This window comes from Methylobacterium sp. E-066, from assembly GCF_022829635.1.
Lineage (GTDB): Bacteria > Pseudomonadota > Alphaproteobacteria > Rhizobiales > Beijerinckiaceae > Methylobacterium.
This window is the reverse complement of the sequence record NZ_JAKSYO010000079.1, coordinates 51054-72813: the sequence shown is the minus strand read 5'-3', so window position 1 is coordinate 72813 and position 21760 is coordinate 51054. Positions and strand designations below refer to the sequence as shown.

Below are 21760 nucleotides of genomic sequence, written 5' to 3'. Positions count from 1 at the left end.
CGCAGTGAGCCTCGAAGGAGCCCTCCAGGGATCGCGCGGCCGGCTGGAGGGCTTCTTCGAGGGCTCCGCTTCGCTCCGCCGCCTCAGGATGAGGGCGCGGGTGGGATTTTCCGGCTGCTGAGCCGCTGCGTCCTGGCTACCCCGCCTGAAACAACCGCGCCCCGACAAAGTCCACGAAGGCGCGCAGCCGGGCCGACATGTGCCGTCCGGAGGGCCACAGGATCGAGAACTGGCCGGGATCGGTGAGGTACGGGTCGAGGATCCGGGTGAGGGCGCCTTCGCGCAGGGCCGACTCGGCCAGAAAGTCGGGCATGTAGCCGATGCCCAACCCGCCGATCGCGGCGGCGCGCAGGGCCTCCATGTTGTTGCAGGTGAGCGCTGTGCGCAGGCCCGCGGGCAGGGGCTCCGCGAGGGTCCAGTCCTGGAGCTTGCCCGAGCTGGGGAAGCGAAAGCGCAGGGCCGCATGCCCCGCCAGCTCGGCCGGGCACCGGGGCGTGCCGGCCCGGTCCGAATAGGACGGGGCGGCGCAGAGCACGAACCGGAACGGGCCGAGCCGCCGGGCCATCAGGCTCGAATCGACCAGCGTGCCGCTGCGGATCGCGGCGTCGATGCCGGCCTCCACGAGGTCGATCAGGCGGTCGTTGAAGTCGAGATCGAGTTCGATCTCGGGATAGCGTTTCTGGAACTCGGGCAGCACCGGCAGCAGGAAGCGGTAGCCGATGATCGGCAGGCTGATCCGCAGGATGCCGCGCGGTGCAAGCCGGCTCTGGGTGACCAGCGCCTCGGCCTCGCGCAGGTCGTCGAGGATCCCCCGGCAGCGCGCCTGGAGCAGGACGCCCTCCTCGGTAAGCGACACCTTTCGGGTGGTCCGGTGGAACAGGCGCACGCCGAGTTCCGCTTCGAGCCGCGCCACGGCCTTGCCCACCGCCGAAGCCGACAGGCGCAGATCGCGCCCCGCCTCGACGAAGCTCAACCGCTCCGCCGTCCGCACGAAGGCTGCGATATCGCCGAGGCTGTCCATCACCGAGGATTAGAGCGCATCGATCCGGAATGACAGGACGAAAGGCGCGATTAACGGCGATCAGGCCGCAAGCGAAGGTGGGGCACGTCCTCCCCACAGAGCCGATCCATGCCCGACACGCCACATCCCGCCCGAACGGGCGATCCGCTGGTCCTCGGGGCGGTGTGCCTCGCCGCCCTGATCCTGCCGCTCAGCTTCTCGGCCGGGGCCGTGGCGACGCCGGCCATCGGGCGCGAGCTCGGCGGCAGCCCGGAGGCGCTGACCTGGATCACCAACGGCTTCATGCTGACCTTCGGCAGCCTGCTGATGGCGGCCGGGACCCTGGCCGACCGCTACGGCCGCCGGCGGGTGTTCACGGTGGGCGTGGCGATCGTCACCGGGTTTTCCCTGGCGCTCGGCTTCGCGCCCTCGGTCTGGCTGATCGACCTGCTCCGGGCCGGGCAGGGACTCGGCGCTGCGGCGGCGCTCGCGGGCGGCACCGCCGCCCTGGCCCAGGAATTCGACGGCCATGCCCGCACCCGCGCCTTCAGCCTGCTCGGGACCACCTTCGGCGTCGGCCTGGCCTTCGGGCCGATCGTCACCGGCTTCCTGATCAGTGGCGCCGGCTGGCGCGCGATTTTTCTGGTGGGCGCGTTGGTGGGCGCCACGGCGCTCGTGCTCGGGCCGCCGCGGATGCGCGAGACCCGCGACCCGCAGGCCAGCCGCCTCGACTGGCCCGGGACGCTGAGCTTCACCGCGATGCTCACCGCCCTCACGGTGGCGGTAATCGAAGCGCCGGGCCTCGGCTGGGCCAGCCCGGCCCTGCGCGGGCTGCTCGCCGCCGCCGGGCTCCTCCTCCTGGCCTTCGTGGTCATCGAGACCCGCGCCGCCCGGCCGATGCTCGACCTCGGCCTGTTCCGTTACCGGCGCTTCGTCGGCGTGCAGATGCTGCCGGTGGCGACCTGCGCGTGCTTCGTCGTGCTGCTGGTGATCCTGCCCCTGCGCTTCATCGGCATCGAGGGCCGGAGCGAGAGGGAGGCCGGGCTTCTGATGCTGGCCCTGTCTGCGCCGATGCTCATCGTCCCGATGGCCGCCGCCGCCCTGGCCCGGCGGGTCTCGCCCGGCCTGCTCTCGGGCCTCGGCCTGCTGCTCGCCGCCTCCGGACTGGTCTGGCTGGGTTTCGTCGAGATCGGCAGCCGCGCGGTGCTGGCGCCGATGCTGCTCATCGGCCTCGGCAGCGGCCTGCCCTGGGGCCTGATGGACGGCTTGTCGGTCGCGGTCGTACCCCGGGAGCGCGCCGGCATGGCGGCGGGCATTTTCGGGACGGTCCGGGTCGCCGGCGAGGGCGTGGCGCTCGCCCTGGTCAGCGCGACGCTCGCCGGCCTGGTCGCGGCCGAGCTGCGCCAGGTCCCGGGCCTACGGGATGCCTCCCTCGCGCAGGCGGGCCAGCGCCTGGCGGTGGGCGATCCGGATGGCGCCCGGGCGCTTCTGCCCGGCCTCGACGGCGCCACCCTGGTCCAGGCCTACCAGGCAGCCTTCACCACCCTGTCCTGGACTCTGGCCGCCGTCACGGTCCTGTGCGCCGGCGCGGTGTTCGGGTTGCTCGCGGCGCCGAGGGATCGGGCGGAGGTCATGCCCGAGCGGGCGGACCATCCGGTTGCCTGAGACTGCCATGCTCAGGCGGTGGCCGGGCGCCGGGTTGGCCGTTCGGAGAACATCAGGATGTTGCCGCACAGGGCCACCGCCAGGCCGAGCAGGCCGGTCCAGTGCCAGCGATAGCCCTCGAACAGCGTCGAGAGCGCCAGAGCGACCACCGGGAACAGCACGGTCGCGTAGGCGGCCTGCGCGGGCCCGATCCGGGCGACGAGCGACAGGTAGGCGGTGAAGCCGACCACCGTGCCGATCGCCGCCAGGTAGAGGAGCGCCAGGAGGTAGGCCGTATCGGGCGGCGCCACCAGCGGTGTGCCGGTGCCGGCGACGAGGCCGAGCAGGACCAGGGTGCCGTAGCCCATGCTCCAGGCATTGGCCTGGAGGGGCGGCACACCGGCGGCGCTGTTGCGGCGGGAGGCCATGTTGCCCAGCGAGAACAGCAGCGTCCCGAGGGTGGCGAGCCCCAGCCCCTTCAGCGTGCCGGCATCGAGCCCGGCCGACAGCTCGCGGGCGAACAGCAGGACGAGGCCGGTAAAGCCCAGCAGGGCGGCCAGCGCGACCCGCCCGGTGATCGGCGTGCCGAACAGGATTCGTCCGTTGACGGCGTTGAACAGGGTGGCGAGCGAGAAGACCACCGAGACCAGCCCCGACGGGATGAAGCCGGTCGCCGCGTAGAAGCACAGGAAGTTGCAGCAGAACAGGCACAGGGCCTGCGCGACGAGGAACGGCTGGTGCCGCAGGGCCGGGACCGTGAGCCGGCCGGTGACGGCGAGGCCGCCGAGCAGGATCGCGGCCGCGAGCGCGAACCGGTAGAGCACCGAGACCAGCACCGGCACCGGTCCGAGTTCGACCGTGATGGCGATCCAGGTCGTGCCCCAGATCAGCACGGCGGCGGCGAAGAGCAGGGCGTTCATCGGGCGGGCAATCCGGCTGGGACTGCTCGGAGCCTAGCCGCGGGGCGGGGGCCGTTCTTGCAGGATCTTGCGGCGCATTGCGGGCCCCGGCTCGACCGCGCGGCGCGCCCTGGATATCCGATCCGTAACGACGCGCCTCTGAAAGGTTCTTCTTGATGTCCGCCGGCCCGACCTCCGTCTTCGGGTTCCTGTCCGTCTCGCCGAACGCCCGGACCGCCGGCGCGCTGGACCTCGGCTTCGGGCGCTCGGCGGCCCTGTGGAGCAACAGCCACGACGAGGTCGCGTATGACAGCCCGGAGGGCCACACCTTCAGCCTCTATCTCGAGGGCGGCGGCGGCACCCGCCGGGTCGATGGCAGGACCGTCTCCGGCTGGCCAGGGGCGCTGTGCGTGATGCCCCACCGCCACCAGTCGGACTGGGTGATCACGGCGCCCTTCGCGTTCGTCCATCTCTACCTGCCGGCCGACGAGCTTGCCCGGGCCTATGCGGAGACGTTCGAGCGCGACGCCCGGCTGCTCGACGTGCCCGAAGTCACATTCGCGGAGGCGCCCCGTCTCGCGGTAGCGCTCCGGCACGTCGCACGCGCGGTCGCGGATTGCGACGCGTTGGCGGCCGAATCTGTGATGACCGAGACGGTCGCCCTGTTCCTCGCCGACCCGCGCTGGGGCGGGCTCCGCCGCCGGGCGCTGACCGGCGGACTGGCGCCGCATCTGGCCCGGAGGATCGCCGCGTATGTCGAGGCGCAGCTCCACGGCACGATCCGGCTCGCCGACCTCGCGGCCGTGGCGGATCTGAGCCCGTTCCATCTCCAGCGCGCCTTCCGGGCGAGCCGGGGGGTGTCGCCCCAGGTCTACGTCGCCCATCGCCGGACCGAGCGGGCCAAGGCGCTCCTGCGCGGCCGCGACCCGATCGCCGCCATCGCGCTCGCCTGCGGCTACAGCAGCCAGAGCCACCTGACCCGGGCATTCCGGGCCGCCACCGGCATGACGCCGGCGGCCTACCGGGCGGGGGCCTAACGCATCGTCTTTTCCCCGAAATCCGGAACCCACCTTCCGGGACGATGCTCTAGCCCCCGCGCAGCCGCTCCGCCAAAAAGTCGACCAGCACCCGCACCCGGGCCGGCATGGCGGGGCCGCCCACGAACACCGCGTGGATCGCCTCCCGGTCCTGCGGGTTGAACGGCTCCAAGAGCGGCACCAGCCGGCCGGCGGCGAGGTCGTCGGCGATGTGGAAATTGCCGACCCGGGTGATGCCGACGCCGCCGAGGGCGAGCTGCACCAGGGTCTCGCCGTTGTTGGCCGCGAGGGTGCCGCGCACCGGCAGGATGAAGTCGCGTCCGTCTTCGCGGAACGGCCAGCCGGGCTCGCTCCGGCGGAAGGTGAAGTCCAGGCAATTGTGCTCGGCAAGGTCGGCGGGCCGGCGCGGGGTCCCGGCCCGGGCGAGATAGGCGGGGGCGGCCACCACGGTCCGGCCGGTCTCGCCCAGCCGCCGGGCGGTGAGCGGGCTGTCGGCCAGGGGGCCGAACCGGATGCCGATATCGGCCCGGCCGCCGAGCACGTCGACGATCTCGTCGCTGAGGTCGATCTCGACCACGATGCCGGGATGGCAGGCCACGAAGTCCCCGAGCAGCGGCACGATCACCAGCCGGCCATGGGCGGTGGCGGCGCTGACCCGGACCCGCCCGCGCGGGCAGCCCCGGTCGGAGAGCGCCGTCTCGGTCTCGTCGAGATCGGCCAGGATGCGCCTCGCCGCGCGCCCGTAGGTCTCGCCCTCGGCGGTGAGGCGCAGCGTCCGGGTCGTCCGGACCAGAAGCTGCACGCCGAGCCGCGCCTCGATCCGGGCGACGACCCGGCTCACCGCCGAGGGCGTCAGCCCGAGCCGGCGCGCCGCCCCCGACAGGCTGCCGGCCTCCGCCACCGCCACGAACACGGCCATGTCCCCGGCGCGGTCGGCCTTGTCGCGCAACATTCGTGCCTCCAGTGCACAGATCTTGGTCCCGCCAACGGACTACTCTCAGCGCGTCGAATCCGCCACGTGCGGTTCCGGAACAACCGGAGAGCCCTCATGGCGATCAATCCTCCCCTGCTGGCCCTGGCGGTCGGCGCCTTCGGCATCGGCGTCACGGAATTCACCCCGATGGGCATGCTGCCCCTCGTCGCCGGGGATCTCGGCGTCTCGATCCCCGCCGCAGGGCTGGTGGTCAGCGCCTATGCGCTCGGCGTCCAGGTCGGCGCGCCGCTGGTGACGCTGGCCGCTGCGCGGGTGCCCCGGCGCCGGCTGCTGGTCGGGCTGATGGCGATCTTTACCCTCGGCAACCTGCTGGCGGCCGTCGCCGACAGCTACGCCATGCTGGTCGTCGCCCGGCTGGTCACGGCGCTGAACCACGGCGCGTTCTTCGGGATCGGCTCGGTGGTGGCCGCCGGGATCGTGCCGCCGGAGCGCCGGGCGGCCGCGGTGGCGTCGATGTTCTCGGGGCTGACCATCGCGACGATCGGCGGCGTGCCGCTCGCCGCCTGGATCGGCGAGATGCTCGGCTGGCGCGCGGCGTTCTGGGGCATCGCGGGCGTTGGCGCGCTCGCCATGGTGGCGCTGCGCCTCGCATTGCCCGAGTTGAAGGTCGAGGCCCGGGACGACATGCGGGCCGAATTGCGGGTGCTCGGGCGCGGTCCGGTGCTCGCCGCCCTGGCGCTCACGGTGGTCGGCGCCAGCGCGATGTTCACGGTGTTCACCTACATCGTGCCGATCCTGCGGACGGAGACCGGCGCCACCACGCCGTTCGTCACCGCGATGCTGATGCTGTTCGGCGTCGGCCTGACCATCGGCAACTGGCTCGGCGGGCGCCTCGCCGACCGTTCGGTAGACGGCACGATCCTCGGGTCGCTGGCCGGGCTCGTCGCGGTGCTGGCCCTGTTCGCCTGGGGCATGCGCCTGGAGGGCGGCGCGGCCCTGCTGATCCTGCTCTGGGGCGTGGCGAGCTTCGCCCTGGTGCCGCCGCTCCAAATGCGGGTGATGGAGAAGGCTGGCGCCGCGCCGAACCTCGCCTCGGCGATGAATATCGGCGCGTTCAACCTCGGCAACGCCATCGGGGCGGCGGTCGGCGGCGGCGTGATCGATGCCGGGCTCGGCTACAGGGCCGTACCGCTCGCGGGCGCCGCCATGGCGGCGGCGGGGCTCGCCCTGCTGCTGTGGCTGCGCCGGGACGGACGGGTGCGGGCCGCCGCGGCGGCGAGCTGCGGATAAGGGATTCGGTCAGTCGGCCTTGGCTGCAAGAGCCTGAACCACCGCGCTTTCCCTCCCCCCTTTGCGGGGGAGGGTGGCCCCCGAAGGGGGTCGGGAGAGGGGAGCGCCGTTTCCGGAAAGGGCGTGACGGGCGTGCAATCCTGAACCGTCGCGCTGCCCCTCTCCCGACCCGGCCTGACGGCCGGCCCACCCTCCCCCGCAGAGAGGGGAGGGAACGCGCGCGTGTTCGCCGCGATCCTTATCCCCATCCCGCGAAGAGGTGTGAACAGCGTCGTATCCACCGCTCACAGCGGTGCAGTGTTGCACCCGGGTCCTTGCGGTAACAAAGGTGCAAGCTTAACGAGCCTATTGGGTTGGGGAGTGGCGCCCGATGTCGGCTATCAAAAGGCCGCCGGGCGCAGGCTAGACGACGAGGTTCCCCATGACGGCGCGTCTCGCGACGGTGCGATTGCTGGCGGCCGCTTCCCTGCTGGCCCTCGCGCTGGCCGGCTGCCAGGACGGCTCAGGCATCAACGGCCCGACCGCGCGCAGCATCGCGCCGATCGCCCCCCAGACGCTGGCCCTGATGCAGACCAAGGGCATGCAGCAATCCGACCCGATCCTGATCCGCGCCTACAAGAAGGAAGCGGAGATGGAGGTCTGGAAGCGCGGCGGCGACGGCCGCTACGCCCTGCTGAAGACCTACCCGATCTGCCGCTGGTCCGGGCAACTCGGGCCGAAGGTCCGCGAGGGCGACCGGCAGGCGCCGGAGGGGTTTTACACGATCACCCCGGGGCTGATGAACCCGAATTCCTCGTACTATCTCTCGTTCGACACGGGCTTCCCGAACGCCGTCGACCGGGCCAACGGGCGTACCGGCCGCTACCTGATGGTGCACGGCACCTGCTCGTCGGCGGGCTGCTTCGCCATGACCGATGCCACCATCGCGGAGATCTACGCGGTGGCGCGCGAGGCGTTCATCGGCGGCCAGCGCAGCTTCCAGTTCCAGTCCTACCCGTTCCGGATGACGGCCCAGAACATGGCCAAGTTCCGCAACGACCCGAACATGCCGTTCTGGCAGAACCTCAAGGAGGGCTCGGACTATTTCGAGGCTCTGCGCGAGGAGCCGAAAATCGGCCAGTGCGGCACCAAATACGTGTTCGGCGGCTCGGATGCCGCGGCCGGCTCGTGCAAGCCGAAGGTCGACCCGCAGGTCGCCGAGAAGCGGGAGCACGACGAGCGCGAGGTGGCGGAACTCGTCGCCAAGGGCACGCCGGCGGTGCGGGTGGTCTACCAGGACGGTGGCCAGAACCCGGTTTTCCGGCCGCCGGCCAACACCAGCGCCTTCGCGAGCCTCGGCGGCACCGAGACTGTGCTGCCCTATGACGCCAAGGAGTTCGGCCGGCACAATCTCGGCGACGTCAGCCGCCCCGAGACCCTGGCGGCCGGGCCGCAGGAGATCGAGATCGACCCGAAGGTGCAGCCGACGATGATGGCCGCGGCCGTGCCGGCGAAGGCGACCGCGAAGGCCGGCCGGGGTCAGAAGCCCGCGGCCACGACGCTCATGGCCAACCGGTCCGAGCCCGACCGGATCGAGACCACTGCGTCAGTCTCCGAGAAGCCGGCCCGGATTACGGTGGCCGACGCCGACGGCGATCCGAGCAGCTACCAGAAGGTGCTGGGCTCGCTGTTCGACAAGGAGAAACCGACGGCTCCCGTCACGCCGGCGGTGGACGCCACCGTGGTGCCCGAGCCGGTCAAGCTCGCGCACGCGGCCGAGAAGGTTGCCCCCAAGGCGACGGCCAAGCCGCACGCGGTGAAGACCGCCAAGGTCGAAGCCAAGACGGATGCGAGACCGGACGCGAAGCTCGTCCTGCGCAAGGGCGAGCCGGAGGCCAAGGCGAAGCCATAGAGCCGTTCCCGATCGCGTCGCGACACGGTACCCGACAGGAATCGGCTTCGCCTTGATCGGCGCCCGTCCAATCCAACCCCCTCATCCTGAGGTGGCGACGCGCAGCGGCGCCCTCGAAGGAGCCCTCCAGGACTCGCGCGGCTGGCTGGAGGGCTCCTTCGAGGTTCGCTGCACTCACACCTCAGGATGAGGGCGTGGGTGGGAAAGACCGGTCCAACAGGCTCTAAGACCCTGATTGAACGCGCTCGCTGACGCCGAACCGGTCTCCACTTCGGCGGCGAGCGCTCGAGCTCAGACCAGCGGCCGGTCGCGGTTCATCAGCCACAGGGCGTGGACCGTGCCGGGCAGCCAGAAGATCAGCCACAGCAGGATGTTCAGCAGGAACTGCAGGCCGAACCCGGTGGTGACGAGCACCGCCACCGGGGGGATGAAGATCGCGAGCAGGATACGGACGAGGGTCGACACGGGCACTCCGGGGCTCAAGGCCTGAGGGATCCCGGCTCAAACGAAGCGCGGCCTTGTCCGTTCCCGTGGGAGCGCCGTGCGGCTCAGGCCGCCCTTCGTCATTGCGAGCACAGCGAAGCAACCCAGTGCAGCGCGCGGTTTCAGACCGTAGCGGATCCCTGGGTTGCTTCGCGTTGCTCGCAATGACGGCGAGGGCGGTGCGCCCCCCGCCCCCCGAAAAAACTCAGTTCTTCACCGGCGGCGTGGTGGCGCTGGGGACGTTCGCCGCCTGCTTCTCCGGGTTCTTCACCTGGCTGTAGGCGACGTTGGCGAAGGTGCCGATCACCGCGGGCCAGCTCGGCGCCGCGTATTGCGGGTCGTCGCGGCCGACCTTGCAGAAGGCCGTGGTGAGCGCGTTGACCACGTCGTCGTCGGAGGCGCCGGTGTCGGCCGCCTTGATCTGCGGCACCACCCGGACCAGCGTCGGCACGAAATCCTGCTGCTTCAGGCCGGTGAGCGTCGCCGCGACCCCGACCTTGTCGAAGGCGGCCTTGAGCGTGTCCTGCTCGATCTCGGCGCAGGGCGCCGTGCCGGCCAGCATCGTCTTGGTGGCGGCCCGGGCCTCGGAGGCCTTGTCGCCGGTCACCGGCGGCGCCTTGTTGCCCCAGGAATTGCGGATGTAGTCGGTGACGTTCCGGACCTCGACATCGGTCATCTGCTGGCCGATCGCCACCATCGGGGCGAGCCCGCTCTGGGCGGCGAGACCGCCATAGATCACCCGCAGCACCGTCTCGGGGCCTTCGGACTGGACGGAGGTGTTGCCGGCGAGCGCCGGCACCGCGCCCTCGATGCCCTTGCCGTCGGGCTGGTGGCAGGAGGAGCAGTAGGTCAGGTAGGTGGACGCGCCGGGGGCATCCGGCTTGTCGAAGGCGGCGAGGTCCTTGGCCTTGTAGGTCTGCTTGGCCGGGACCGTGCGCAGGTAGGCGACCATCGCCTTCAGGTCCTCCTCCTTCACCTTGGAGAGGGATTCCATGATGGTCTGGCGCATCGGGCCCGCTGCGACGCCGGGGCGGTCGCCAGGCGCCGTGCCGGTCTTGAGGTAGGTCACCACCTGCTCGTCGGTCCAGGCGCCGATGCCCTGGTGGCCGTCCGGGGTGATGTTGGGGGCGTACCAGCCGTCGATGACGCCGCCGCCGAACCGGCCCGCGAAGCTCGAATTGCCGACGAGCTTGTTCTCGTTGTGGCACATGGCGCAGTGGCCGAGCCCCTCGACCAGGTAGCCGCCGCGGTTCACCTCGGCGCTGGCATTGGGATCGGGCTTGAAGCGGGCTTCCGTGAAGAAGGCGGTCCGCCAGGTCACCAGCGCGGTGCGGACGTTGAACGGGAACGGGATCTGGTTCTCTTTGCGCTTCTCGTTCACCGGCGGGAGCGATTGCAGATAGGCCCAGATCGCCTGCGTGTCCTCGTCGGTGACCTTGGTGTACCAGCCGAACGGGAAGGCCGGGTAGAGATACCCGACATGCTTGCTGTAGCCCTGCCGGAACGACTTCTCGAAGTCGGCGTAGCTATAATCGCCGAGGCCGGTCTCCTTGTCGGGGGTGAGGTTGGGGGTCATGATCACCCCGAACGGCATGTTGAGCGCGTAGTTGCCGGCCAGGAACTTTCCGCCCGGGGCCGTGTGGCAGGCGGCGCAATCGCCCATGGTCACGAGGTATTTGCCGCGCTCGACCGGGTCGGAGCTGTCCTGCGCGAGAGCCGGGAAGGCGAGCAGCAGGCCCGCCAGGATCGGGGCGGACGATGCTCTCAGGTTTTGCAGAGGCATCATCCTTTTGCGAAGGCCGGGGCGTACCTGTCGGGATGATGCTTTAAGCTGCATGACCACATCTCCCGGGTCGCGTTTATAGTCGTTACAAGGTGATACCGCGCGTGAACGCGCCCGTTTGCGGCGTTGTTCCAGCCGGCGGGGGGCTGCGGCGTTGCGTCCGGGCGGCGCGCAGGCGCAACGTCAGGTCCGCCAGATGGGCCAGAAGCCCCGCGAGCATCCATCCGGCGACCACCGGCCAGACGGCCCCGGTGAGGGCGGCGCGCAGGGCCAGCATCAGGGCCGCCCCGGAGGCGAGGTTGGCCAGGAGCGGCCCCCGGGCCAGGCCCCGGCGCCGGGCCAGCCAGACGAGCAGCAGCGCCTCGGCGGCGACCAGCGCCAGGATGAGGTCGACGATCCGGCCCGAGGCGAACAGGGCGTCCATCACGCGAGCCCCCGGAACGGCGCGTTGAGGCGCACGATCCGCAGGTTCAGGCAGGCGGCGACGCTGACCCAGGCCAGATACGGCAGGTTCATCAGCCCGGCCGCGGTGGAGACCCGGCCGGTGACCAGCACCAGCACGGCGATCGACAGCCACAGGGCCGCGACCTCGGCGAGCGCCCAGTCCGGCCGGCGGAACCGGAAGAACAGCACGCTCCAGGCGATGTTGAGCACGCCGTTCACCGCGTAGGCGGCGACCAGCAGCAGCCGGGCGGTCGGGTCGGGATCGCGGTTCCAGACCATCACGGCGGCGATGGTGGTGAGCAGGAAGATCGTGGTCCAGACCGGCCCGAACGCCCAGTCCGGCGGCTTCCAGGACGGGAACCGCAGGTGCCGGTACCAGCCATCCGTCTTGGTCGCGACGGCGCCGGCCACGGCCACCAGCACGGCGGCCGATGCCGCCACGGCAGGCGGCCCCCACCCGGAGTCGAGTCCCAAAAGAGTCACGGGGAGACCCAGCGGAACAGGTGGGCGAGGTCCTTGAAGAAGATCCGCGCGTGGGCGGCGGGTTTCGCCCGGACCAGCTCCTTGTTCATGTAGCTGTCCCAGGTGAGCTGCTGGACATCCTTGTCCCGGCAGATCGAGACGAAGCGCTCGCGCAGGCCGTCGCTGCGGTACCAGACCCACTGCATGATCCCGAGGATCCAGAACACCCGGCCGTGCAGCTTCATGAACTGTTTCCGCGCGCCTGCCAGCGCCCGGACATCCCCGGTGGCCAGGAAGCTCTTGGCCGCTTCCGCGGAGAGCTGGCCGCCGAGCATCGCGTAGTAGATGCCCTCGCCGGAGGCCGGGGCGACCACGCCTGCGGCATCGCCGGCCAGCAGCACGTCGCGGCCGTTGTCCCAGCGCTTGAGCGGCTTCAGCGGCAGGGGCGCGCCCTCCCGGCGGATCGTCTCGGCGCCGTCGAGGCCGGTGGCGACGCGCAGCGCCCGGATCGAGGAGCGCAGGGAGAAGCCCTTCTTGGCGCTGCCGGTGCCGATGCTGGCGGTGTCCCCGTGCGGAAAAATCCAGGAATAAAAGTCCGGCGAGTGGCGGCCCTGGTAATAGACGTCGCAGCGGGCGGCATCGACGGCGTCGCCCCCCGGCGCATCGGGGGCCGGCACCCGGACGATCTCGTGATAGGCGAAGACCTGTTTCATCTTGTCGTGGCCGGGCACCTCGGCCTTGCCCACCGGCGAGCAGGCCCCGTCGGCGCCGATCACCAGCCGCGCCCGGACCGTGTGGCGGGCCTGCGCCTCGCCCTTGCCGGTGGTGAAATGCACCAGCGGCAGGCCGTCATCCGGCCGGGTTATTTTGTCATAGGCCGCCTCGCGCAGGTCGGCGCCGGCCTCCTCGGCGCGGGTGCGCAGCCACGGGTCGAAATGCTGGCGATCGACCATGCCGACGAAGCCTTCGCCCACCGGCATGTCCACGGCCTTGCCGCTCGGCGCCACCATCCGGGCGGAGCGGATCTTGGCGACCAGCAGGGAATCGGGAATCGCGAAGTCGCGGATCAGCCGGGGCGGGATCGCGCCGCCGCAGGGCTTGATCCGCCCGGGCTTGTCGAGGAGCAGCACCGCGTGCCCGGCCCGGGCCAGCTCGGTGGCCGCCGTGGCCCCCGCGGGACCACCGCCGACCACGACGACATCGTAGGAAGCGCCATCAACCAACCGAGCCATCGCGTCACCTCGCGCCGAGGATGGGATTGAGCGGGACCGTGCCCCGAGCGGGAGCCCGGACGGGTTCGAGCCGCAGGGCCAGCACCACCGCGACGAGGAACAACACCCCCTCGGCGGCGAAAACGGCGGCGTAGGCCTGGACCGGCTCGGCCGTGATGAGCCGGACCGCATCCACGGCGGCCGCACCCAGGAAACCGCCGGCCCCGAAAGCGATGCCCTGGGCCGCGCCCCAGACGCCCATGCGGGTGCCGCGCTCCCGGGCGTCGCCGCGGCCGGCGAGCGCCATCATCGAGCCGATGGCGGCGACCGCGTAGGCGCCGTTGGCGACGCCCAGCGCGAACACCACCGGCCGCAGGGGCAGGACATCACCGCCGGCAGCCAGCGCGAACAGGGCGGCGGCCGAGCCGGCGCAGCCCAGCGCGATCCAGAGCCGGAGGGAGGCGAGGGGGGTGCCGCGGGCGGCGAGCGTCACGCCCGCCACCAGCAGCATCCCGGCGAGCACGCCGCCATGCTGGAGCCCGGCGAGCTTGGTGGTCGCCCCGGGGCTCATGGCGAAGACCAGCCCGGCATAGGGTTCCAGGATCAGCTCCTGGGCGCTGTAGGCCAGCATCGAGACGAACACGAAGATCGTGAAGGTCCGGGCCACGGGATCGGCCAGCACATGGGCCAGGACCGTGAAGAACGGTTTTCTGGTGGTTTCGGGCTCGGGCGCCCGGGCGGGCAGGCGCCGCTCGACTCCGGCCAGCGCCAGCACGGCGACGCAGAACGCCACCAGCGAAACTGTGCCGGAGACGGCGACCAGCCGAAGCCCGGAGAACGGATCCAAAAAGTGGCCGGCGAGGGGCGCCGTCAGGGCGAAGCCCAGGATCATCATCACCCAGACGATGGTGGCGGCGGCTCCGCGACGGGCCGGGGCGACACCCCCAGACAGCAAAACCAGCAACGACGTCCCGGCGGCCCCGGCCCCGATCCCGACGCACAGGAACGACAGGGCCGCCAGCGCGAGGCCGAGCACCAGGTCGGTGGCAGCGAGCGCCGTGCCGCAGGCCGCCCCGAACCCGCCGAGGCAGAGGGCGGCCATGCCGCCGACGATCCAGGGCGTGCGCGTCCCGCTCCGGTCCGAGCCGTAGCCCCAGCGCGGGCGCAACACCTGCGCGGCGTAGTGCAGGGCGACCAGAAACCCCGGCACCAGGGCGGGAAGCGCCAGTTCGACCACCATCACGCGGTTGAGGGTGGCGGTCATCAGCACGACGACGCTGCCCAGCGCGGTCTGGACCAGTCCGAGGCGGACGATCTGGGGCCAGCCCAGGCCGTCTTCGGGCGCCGCGCCTTTCCCTCCCCCCTCTGCGGGGGAGGGTGGGCCGGCCGTCAGGCCGGGTCGGGAGAGGGGAGCGGCGTTGCCGGAAATGTCGCGACGGGCGTGCGATCCTGCAGCGTCGCGCTGCCCCTCTCCCCCCCTGCTGCGCAGGGTACCCTCCCCCGCAGAGGGGGGAGGGAGAGGCGCGTAGGTCGGCTCGGTATTCTCATCGAACACCGCAACCTGCTCCCTCTCCCGTGCGGGAGAGGGTTGGGGTGAGGGGTGCGACCGATCCGGAAAAACCTGGTCCCTCACCCTGTCCCTCTCCCGCACGGGAGAGGGGACCTGCGACTCATCCGGTCTCCGGGCGGAAGCCCCGATCGAATCCGAAGGCGTCATCACGCCCCTCCCACCAGCGGCCGCAGCGCGAAGGCGGCGACCAGCATGCCGAGGACGTAGAGGGTCGTGCCGGTGCCGTTGTACCAGGCCGCCCGTTCGCGCGGGCTCTTCAGGAACCGGACCATCAGGGCGAGCTGCCCGGCGAGCAGGGCGGCCACCAGGGCGGCATGGCCCTGGCGCTCCCAGGCGAGCAGCAGCCCGATCACCACCACCTGCGGCACGGCCATGACCAGGCAGGCGAAGCGGGCGGCCCGGTCGGTGCCCATCTGGACCGGCAGGGACAGGAGGCCCATGCGCCGGTCACCCTCCACCGACTTGAAGTCGTTGAGGGTCATGATGCCGTGGGCGCCGATGGAATAGAGCAGGGCGACGAGCAGCACCCGCCGGTCGGGCAGGGCGGCGGCCATCACGGCGGCGCCGGTGAACCAGGGCAGGCCCTCGTAGCAGAGCCCGACCGCGGCATTCCCCCACCAGCCATTCTTTTTGAGCCGCAAGGGTGGTGCGGAATAGATCCAGGCGAGCACCAACCCGAACAGGGCGGCACCCAGGATCCAGGGTCCGAGGGCCGCGGCGACCAGCAGCGACAGCAGCGTCCAGCCCAGCGCCAGGTAGAGGCCCCAGCGGCCGGGGATGCGCCCGGAGGGGATCGGCCGGCCGGGCTCGTTGATCGCGTCGACATGCCGGTCGAACCAGTCGTTGGTGGCCTGGCTGGTGGCGCAGACCAGCGGCCCGGCCAGCACGACGCCCGCGGCGATCACCGGCCATTGCCCGTGGGCCGGCTGTCCGGACGAGATCACCCCACAGGCGAACGCCCACATCGGCGCGAACCAAGTGAGCGGCTTGAGGAGCTCGACGACGGCGCTCGGGGCGGGCGTGGTAGCCATACAGGCAGGCTACCGGGGCTGCCGGGCGTGTCAAGCTGGATTTACACTTGGCGGAAAAATGTCGATCTGGATTGGCGTACAAACGTGGCTGTAAGCCGGCGAATACATAATCCATTACCAGCATCGATCGGACACGATCGCGTCAGGTGCGCGGGGGGTTCTGCGAAGAATCGGCGTTGCCTGAGCCAGCCTGCGCAGGCCGCGCGAAGGGTGTCGGCGCTGAACCTTCGAAGAATCGGCAAATCCGGCTGGCCGGCTGAGGTTGCGCGCGGCGTATCCGGGCTCCGAACCGGGCGGGTTTTTGGGGTCGGATGTCTGCCCAAGACCGTTTTCGGGCGACCCGCGCGGCGCCTCGGTGAATCGCCCCACCCGGGACGGAGCACGACCTTGGGTTGCCTCGCGACGTGCGCACTGACCGGACCGGCGCGATGATCCCTCCGGATATCCCACCCCCCGCCCTCATCCTGAGGTGCCGCGTCAGCGGCCTCGAAGGAGGCCTCCAGGGATCGCGCGGCCGGCTGGAGGGCTCCTTCGAGGCCTCCGCTGCGCTTCGGCGCCTCAGGATGAGGAAGGGGTCGGGAGATATGTCCTTTCGAGGCCCTCACGCTCCCGATGGGGCCAGGACGAAGACCCCAGACCCCAGACCCCAAAACATCCATCTCCTGCGCCGTAGCCTGCCCAAAAGTGCACACCCGTGAAGGGGGTTAGCCATGATCCCGGGGAGGCGTCAGACCGACTCGCCCAGGGTCTCCTCGACCAGACGCGGGTTCTTCTCCAGCAGTGCCAGAAGCACCCGTGCCGGCCCTTGCGGCTGCCGGCGCCGGTGCTCCCACTGACGGAGCGTCGCGACCGGCACGCCGATGCTGGCCGCGAAAGCCGGCTGCGCCTTCCCGGTCCGCCGGCGGATCTCAGCCACGTCGACCGCCTCGGGGACATGCACCACCAAGCCGGCAGGCGTCTCGCCCCTGGCATGCGCCTCGGCCTCATGCAGGGCGGATAGTGTGCGCTCGAAGATGTCTCTTGCCATCGTTATCTCCTCTCGGAGCGGGCAAAGCCCTCATGTTTCATCGTCGCGCAGGCGGGACCCGTCTGGCCCGCCAAGAGGCTTTGATCGACGCTGTAAGCTTGGCGAAGTTGGCCACCTCAGCGTCCGTGAAAGTCTCGCGATCGCCCTTGTTGAGAACCGCCAGGAGGTAGACCGGTGCCTCGGGGCCGACATAGGCGGCCAGCACGCGGTACCCGCCGCTCTTGCCCTTGCCACGACCGGCAAGGCGCAGCTTGCGGACGCCTCCCGATCCAACGATCAGATCCCCGGCCTCCGGGTCGGCGGCGAGTTCGTTCTTCAGGGCGAGCCGAATGGCCGTCGGCATCCGTTCGGCCTTGGCATCAGCGAGGAAACCGGACGTTTCGGCGACGGTATGCAGAGGCCGCATGAAGCTGCCATATATGCCAATGACGCACGTACGTCAATGACGTACGTGCGTCCCTGAATGAGGCGAGAGATCGGGAGATCCCGCCCGTCCCGCCGCATCATCGCATCCGGGCCATCCGGGGCCGAAGACGCCGCGCCCAAACCCCCCAAAAAAAAATCAATCGTCTTCGCCGGGGGCGTCGAGGTCGCCGACGCCGTAGCGGCGCATCTTGGCGTAGAGGCCCTGGCGGCTGAGGCCGAGCATCTCGGCCGCGGAGGCACGGTTGTCCCGGGTGATCCGCAGGGCCGCCTCGATGCACAGCTTCTCGATCAGGTCGGTGGTCTCGCGGACCAGGGTCTTCATCGAGACCCGGCCGACCAGCTCGGCCATCTGCTCCACCGAGCGCGGCACGTCGCGGCTGCCGGCGAGTCGCCCCTCCGGGATCCGCCGCGGGGCGGAGCGGATCGCGAAGCCCAGGCACGGACGCGACCCGGGCACCGAAACGGCGGCGACCTCGACATCCTCGACGCCGCCATAGGTGCCGCGGATCACGGTGGCGAAGCGGCGCACGGAGCCGTGGTCGACCAGACTGGAGAACAGGGCCTGCGCCTCGGTATCCTCGCGGCCGAGCCATTGGTCGAGGGGCCGGCCCCTGGCCTGGCTCTCGGTGGCGAGCTGCGCCAGTTCCAGGAAGGCGGCGTTGGCCATCAGGACCCGGCGGGCCGAATCGGTGACCACGAAGCCTTCCGGCATCGCCTCGATCACCGCGCGGGTCGGCGCCTCCTGGTCGGTGCCGGATTCGGCGGCGGCCGGATCGGCCACGAGCCGCATCAGCGCGCTCGGGCCGCCCTCGCCCCGGAACAGCGAGACCGCGACCGTGACCTCGCCGCGCCCGTGCTGGAGGGCGGCGCGGACCTCTCCGGCCTGACCGGTCGCCCGCAGGGCGGCGAACTGCGCCTCCAGGGAGCGGGCGCTGCCGGCATCGAACAGGTCGACCGCATCCTGCCCGGTCAGGCGCTTGGCCGGGCGGCCGAGCAGGCGCGCGGCGGACGGGTTCGCCTCCGCGACCCGGCGGGTGCCGGCATCGACCACCAGCACCGGCTCGCCGGAGATCTGGAACAGCAGGCGGTAGCGGGTCTCGGCGGCGCGGAGGCGGTCGTAGTCGCGCTCCAGGGCCTGCTGGGCGTCGGTGAGCCGGCGCTGGAGCGCGGCCACCGCCCGCATGTCGCGGCCCAGGATGACGATCGGCCCGCCCTCGCCGGAGCGGATCGAGGCGTAGCGAATCGGCAGGTCGATGCCGCTGGGAGAGGGGTGGTTGATCTGGCGCCAGCGGGTGATGCCGTCGGGCCGGGCGTCGCGCAGCAGGGCGTCGACCTTGGGCCGGCTCTCGATCGTCACGATGTCGATCCAGCGCCGCCCGAGCCAGCCGGGGATGTTCTCCGCTTCGAGATCGGCCGCGGCGGTCGCGTCCCGGATCACCCCGTCGGCATCGACCACCAGGGACAGGTCGGCGGACGCCGCGACGAGACGCCCGACCGCCTCGCCGTCGAGGTGGTCGGCCACCTGGAGCAGTGCCGGAGGTGGCGACTGCGGGGTGGGGTGAGGCTGGGGCGTCACGGTCACCGTATTGTGATGGTTGATGTGGCAGCCCTTTCAGCAGGCCAGGGCGCGTCTGTCCAGCAACGCTTCGGCCGTGGCCGGCGCCAGGAACCCGTCCGGCGCGCAGGCATCGGCGCCGACGATGCCCGCCTCGCCGCCGTAGCGGGCGAAATACGGGCCGCCGACGATCACCCGGATCTCCTTGTTGCTGGAAGCGCGCCGGACATCCGTCACCGTGCCGGACAGGGCCGGCAGGAACACGTCGCAGGACAGCGACAGGCCGACCACGTCGAACCACTCGGAGCGCAGGAGGGTCAGGGGATCGACCTCCGGGCCGGGGATCGCGGTGGTCACGTCCCAGCCGGCCTCGCGAAAGAAGCTCGCGACGATCGACAGGCCGAAATGATGGGTCTCGCCGGGGCAGGGCAGCAGCAGCACGCTGCGGCCGTTGGCCTGCACCGAATCGTCCTCGAGCTGCGCGCAGAGGCGCCGGCTCACCGCCTGCAGCCGTCCGAGCCCCTCGGTCACGGCCAGGAAATCGCAGGCGTCGTCTTCCCAGAGCTCGCCGAGGTGGCGCGCCGCCGGGGCGAGCAGGTCGAGGAGCAGGCGCGGCAGCGGCAGCCCGCCCTCGCGCAGGGCGGCGACCTGGGCGTCGAGGTCGATCGGCCCGGGGGCCAGCAGGAGCGCGCTGAAGGCGGCGATCTCGTCCGGGCTCGGCGCCCTGTCGGGCTGGGCGCGGCGGCCGGCGGGCCGGTGGGCCAGCATCAGCCGGGGCAGGATCTCCGCCTCGACCAGGCGGGCCAGGGCATCCGGCACCGCCTTGTCGTCGGAGGAGGCGCGCGGGATGGCTTGGTGGCGGACTCGCGGCCCGTCGCCGAAGACGGACCGGCCGTCGCCCATCGCGCCACAACCACCGGCAATCGGCCCGGGGTCCAGACGCTCACCGAAATGCCTCCAGTCTCCCATCGGCATCCCTCCCAGAAGCGGCCCCGGCCCGGGTGGGCCGGCGGTTCCGCAAGCGCGTCGAGTGCGGCGTTGCCCGCCGGTCTTCTCAAGTCTTCGTCGCCGCAGATCCTCGGATCGAACCAGCCGAGCTGCCAAAACCAGAGGCCAGCGTTCGGAACGATACCCGAGTCGTCGATCTTGGCAATGACTTGGAACAAAGAAAATATGTCAAAGCCCCTGTCACCTCATTCGAGCGTAAAGCGCACTTGACACTTTTGGGGCTGCGGCCCTAGCCTCTGTCAACGACGGCGCTCCTAGGCGTCGCCGAGCACAGGGGAGCGGATGCATGGGTCCCGGGGACCGGCCATCACGACCGCTCTACACGGCCGCCGAACGGCAGCGGCGCGACGCTTCGCCCTGGACCCTCGTGCAGGGGGTGCTGGCCCCGGTGCAATTCCTGATCTTCCTGGCGAGCCTGGTCCTGGTCCTGCGGGCGCTCGCCACCGGGCAGGGCCAGCTGGCCGCCGAGGCCTCGGTGGTGGTCAAGACCCTGGCGCTCTACGCGATCATGATCACCGGCTCGATCTGGGAGAAGGCGGTGTTCGGCCGCTGGCTGTTCGCCCCGGCCTTCTACTGGGAGGACGTGGTCAGCATGCTGGTGCTGGCGCTCCACACCGCCTACCTCGCCGCCCTCGCCACCGGCGCCCTCGGCGGGCAGGCCCTGCTGATCCTCGCGCTGGCAGCCTACGCGACCTACGTGGTCAATGCCGGCCAGTTCCTGCTCAAGCTCCGGGCGGCCCGCCTGGAAGGCGCCGGACCGCGCCAGCCGCATTTCGCGGAGGCGCTGTCGTGAACGCGCCCGTCCCGCCCCCCACCGCCTGCGGCGGTATCGATTTCCATCAGGAGAACGGCCAGCGCGCGGTGTTCTGCGGGCTCACCGGCATCGTCTGGCTGCACCGGAAGATCCAGGACGCCTTCTTCCTGGTGGTCGGCTCGCGCACCTGCGCCCACCTGATCCAGTCGGCCGCCGGGGTAATGATCTTCGCCGAGCCGCGCTTCGCCACCGCGATCATCGACGAGCGCGACTTGGCCGGGATCGCCGACGCCAACGAGGAACTCGACCGGGTCGTCACCCGGCTGATCGAGCGCCGGCCCGACATCAAGCTCCTGTTCCTGGTGGGTTCCTGCCCGTCCGAGGTGATCAAGCTCGACCTGTCCCGGGCGGCCCAGCGCCTGTCGGGGCGCCTCGCGCCGGTGCGGGTGCTGAACTATTCCGGCTCCGGCATCGAGACGACCTTCACGCAGGGCGAAGATGCCTGCCTCGCCGCCCTGGTGCCGGAACTGCCGCGGGCGCCGGCCGAGGCCGCGCCGTCGCTCCTGATCGTCGGGGCGCTCGCCGACGTGGTCGAGGACCAGTTTCTTCGGATCTTCTCCGCGATGGGGATCGCCGACGTCCGGTTCCTCCCGGCCCGCCGGGCCGGCGCGATGCCGGCCATCGGGCGCGGGACCCGCTACCTGCTGGCCCAGCCGTTCCTGGCCGACACCGCCCGCGCCCTCGAAGAGCGCGGCGCGCACCGGCTCGCAGCTCCGTTCCCGCTCGGCGCCGAGGGCACCACCGGCTGGCTTCAAGCGGCTGCCGACGCGTTCGGCGTGGACGACGCGACCTTCGCGGCGGCGACCGCCGCGGGGCGCGCCCGGGCCGAGACCGCGCTCGCCCCCCACCGCGAAAAACTCGGCGGCAAGCGGGTGTTCTTCTTCCCCGATTCGCAGCTCGAAGTGCCGCTGGCGCGCTTCCTCGCCCGCGAACTCGGCGTGGCGCTGGTCGAGGTCGGGACCCCGTACCTGCACCGGGCGCATCTGGCGGCCGAGATCGAGATGCTGCCGGCGGGCACCCGCGTGACCGAAGGCCAGAGCCTCGACGACCAGATGGATCGCTGCCGGGCGGCGCGGCCGGACCTGACGGTCTGCGGCCTCGGCCTCGCCAACCCGCTGGAGGCCGAGGGCCTCTCGACCAAGTGGTCGATCGAGCTGCTGTTCACGCCCGTTCAGGGCTACGAGCAGGCCGGCGACCTCGCCGAATTGTTCGCGCGCCCGCTCCGGCGTCGCGCGCTGCTGGAGGTGTAGG

The 21760-nt window shown here is 71.2% G+C and carries 20 protein-coding genes; 6 read left to right on the top strand and 14 right to left on the bottom strand.

Going from position 1 to position 21760, the window contains the following annotated elements:
- Window positions 1–136: 136 nt before the first annotated feature.
- Entirely contained in the window at window positions 137–1021 is an 885-nt protein-coding gene (locus tag MKL20_RS09000) for a LysR family transcriptional regulator (RefSeq protein WP_244036392.1), read from the bottom strand.
- 108 nt (window positions 1022–1129) lie between these two features.
- On the opposite strand from MKL20_RS09000, the gene MKL20_RS08995 reads away from it, so the two are divergent.
- Window positions 1130–2665, top strand: a complete 1536-nt coding sequence (locus MKL20_RS08995; protein WP_244036391.1) for an MFS transporter — start codon at window positions 1130–1132, stop codon at window positions 2663–2665.
- Window positions 2666–2676: 11 nt separating this feature from the next.
- On the opposite strand, the gene MKL20_RS08990 is transcribed toward MKL20_RS08995, so the two are convergent.
- Window positions 2677–3564 (bottom strand): DMT family transporter, encoded by an 888-nt coding sequence (locus MKL20_RS08990; protein ID WP_244036390.1) that lies wholly within the window; start codon window positions 3562–3564, stop codon window positions 2677–2679.
- Window positions 3565–3719: 155 nt separating this feature from the next.
- On the opposite strand from MKL20_RS08990, the gene MKL20_RS08985 reads away from it, so the two are divergent.
- Window positions 3720–4580 (top strand): helix-turn-helix transcriptional regulator, encoded by an 861-nt coding sequence (locus tag MKL20_RS08985; RefSeq protein ID WP_244036389.1) that lies wholly within the window; start codon window positions 3720–3722, stop codon window positions 4578–4580.
- Window positions 4581–4629: 49 nt separating this feature from the next.
- On the opposite strand, the gene MKL20_RS08980 is transcribed toward MKL20_RS08985, so the two are convergent.
- Entirely contained in the window at window positions 4630–5532 is a 903-nt protein-coding gene (locus MKL20_RS08980; RefSeq protein ID WP_244036388.1) for a LysR family transcriptional regulator, read from the bottom strand.
- Between the two features lie 96 nt (window positions 5533–5628).
- Here MKL20_RS08980 and MKL20_RS08975 point away from each other — a divergent pair, with 96 nt between their 5' ends.
- Both MKL20_RS08975 and MKL20_RS08970 read left to right on the top strand, forming a co-directional pair.
- Window positions 5629–6804 (top strand): MFS transporter, encoded by a 1176-nt coding sequence (locus tag MKL20_RS08975; protein ID WP_244036387.1) that lies wholly within the window; start codon window positions 5629–5631, stop codon window positions 6802–6804.
- Between the two features lie 421 nt (window positions 6805–7225).
- The gene (locus MKL20_RS08970; RefSeq protein ID WP_244036386.1) at window positions 7226–8695 is read left to right on the top strand and encodes a murein L,D-transpeptidase family protein; all 1470 of its coding nucleotides are present in this window, start codon (window positions 7226–7228) and stop codon (window positions 8693–8695) included.
- 291 nt (window positions 8696–8986) lie between these two features.
- Here the strand turns inward: MKL20_RS08970 and MKL20_RS08965 are convergent, their stop codons facing one another.
- From MKL20_RS08965 to MKL20_RS08915, 11 genes are all read right to left on the bottom strand, one after another.
- The gene (locus MKL20_RS08965) at window positions 8987–9160 is read right to left on the bottom strand and encodes a YqaE/Pmp3 family membrane protein (protein WP_243966564.1); all 174 of its coding nucleotides are present in this window, start codon (window positions 9158–9160) and stop codon (window positions 8987–8989) included.
- Between the two features lie 223 nt (window positions 9161–9383).
- The gene (locus MKL20_RS08960; RefSeq protein ID WP_244036385.1) at window positions 9384–10961 is read right to left on the bottom strand and encodes a cytochrome c; all 1578 of its coding nucleotides are present in this window, start codon (window positions 10959–10961) and stop codon (window positions 9384–9386) included.
- Between the two features lie 85 nt (window positions 10962–11046).
- A complete protein-coding gene (locus MKL20_RS08955; RefSeq protein ID WP_244036384.1) occupies window positions 11047–11385 on the bottom strand; it encodes a hypothetical protein in 339 nt (112 codons plus the stop codon).
- Complete coding sequence (locus MKL20_RS08950; protein ID WP_409568136.1) at window positions 11385–11846, bottom strand: TspO/MBR family protein; 462 nt, start codon at window positions 11844–11846, stop codon at window positions 11385–11387. The genes MKL20_RS08955 and MKL20_RS08950 overlap by 1 nt, the downstream gene beginning before the upstream one ends.
- Window positions 11847–11884: 38 nt before the next feature.
- A complete protein-coding gene (locus MKL20_RS08945; protein ID WP_244036383.1) occupies window positions 11885–13099 on the bottom strand; it encodes a geranylgeranyl diphosphate reductase in 1215 nt (404 codons plus the stop codon).
- Window positions 13100–13103: 4 nt separating this feature from the next.
- On the bottom strand, window positions 13104–14408 hold the full coding sequence (locus MKL20_RS08940; RefSeq protein ID WP_244036399.1) for a BCD family MFS transporter: 1305 nt from the start codon (window positions 14406–14408) through the stop codon (window positions 13104–13106).
- A gap of 386 nt (window positions 14409–14794) precedes the next feature.
- Window positions 14795–15679 carry a chlorophyll synthase ChlG gene (gene chlG / locus MKL20_RS08935; RefSeq protein WP_243966555.1) on the bottom strand — a complete coding sequence of 295 codons (885 nt, stop codon included), beginning with the start codon at window positions 15677–15679 and terminating at the stop codon, window positions 14795–14797.
- Between the two features lie 727 nt (window positions 15680–16406).
- A complete protein-coding gene (locus MKL20_RS08930) occupies window positions 16407–16706 on the bottom strand; it encodes a helix-turn-helix domain-containing protein (RefSeq protein WP_244036382.1) in 300 nt (99 codons plus the stop codon).
- A 37-nt stretch (window positions 16707–16743) separates the two neighbouring features.
- Window positions 16744–17112: a type II toxin-antitoxin system RelE/ParE family toxin gene (locus MKL20_RS08925; RefSeq protein ID WP_244036381.1), complete on the bottom strand. Its 369-nt coding sequence runs from the start codon at window positions 17110–17112 to the stop codon at window positions 16744–16746.
- 156 nt (window positions 17113–17268) lie between these two features.
- On the bottom strand, window positions 17269–18714 hold the full coding sequence (gene ppsR, locus MKL20_RS08920) for a transcriptional regulator PpsR (RefSeq protein WP_244036380.1): 1446 nt from the start codon (window positions 18712–18714) through the stop codon (window positions 17269–17271).
- Between the two features lie 30 nt (window positions 18715–18744).
- Window positions 18745–19656, bottom strand: coding sequence for a B12-binding domain-containing protein (locus MKL20_RS08915; protein WP_244036379.1), 912 nt, complete (start codon window positions 19654–19656; stop codon window positions 18745–18747).
- A 325-nt stretch (window positions 19657–19981) separates the two neighbouring features.
- Between MKL20_RS08915 and bchF the strand changes: the two genes are divergently transcribed.
- Window positions 19982–20488 carry a 2-vinyl bacteriochlorophyllide hydratase gene (gene bchF, locus MKL20_RS08910; RefSeq protein WP_244036378.1) on the top strand — a complete coding sequence of 169 codons (507 nt, stop codon included), beginning with the start codon at window positions 19982–19984 and terminating at the stop codon, window positions 20486–20488.
- Window positions 20485–21759, top strand: coding sequence for a ferredoxin:protochlorophyllide reductase (ATP-dependent) subunit N (locus MKL20_RS08905; protein WP_244036377.1), 1275 nt, complete (start codon window positions 20485–20487; stop codon window positions 21757–21759). Before bchF ends, MKL20_RS08905 begins: the two co-directional genes overlap by 4 nt.
- Window position 21760 lies beyond the last annotated feature (1 nt).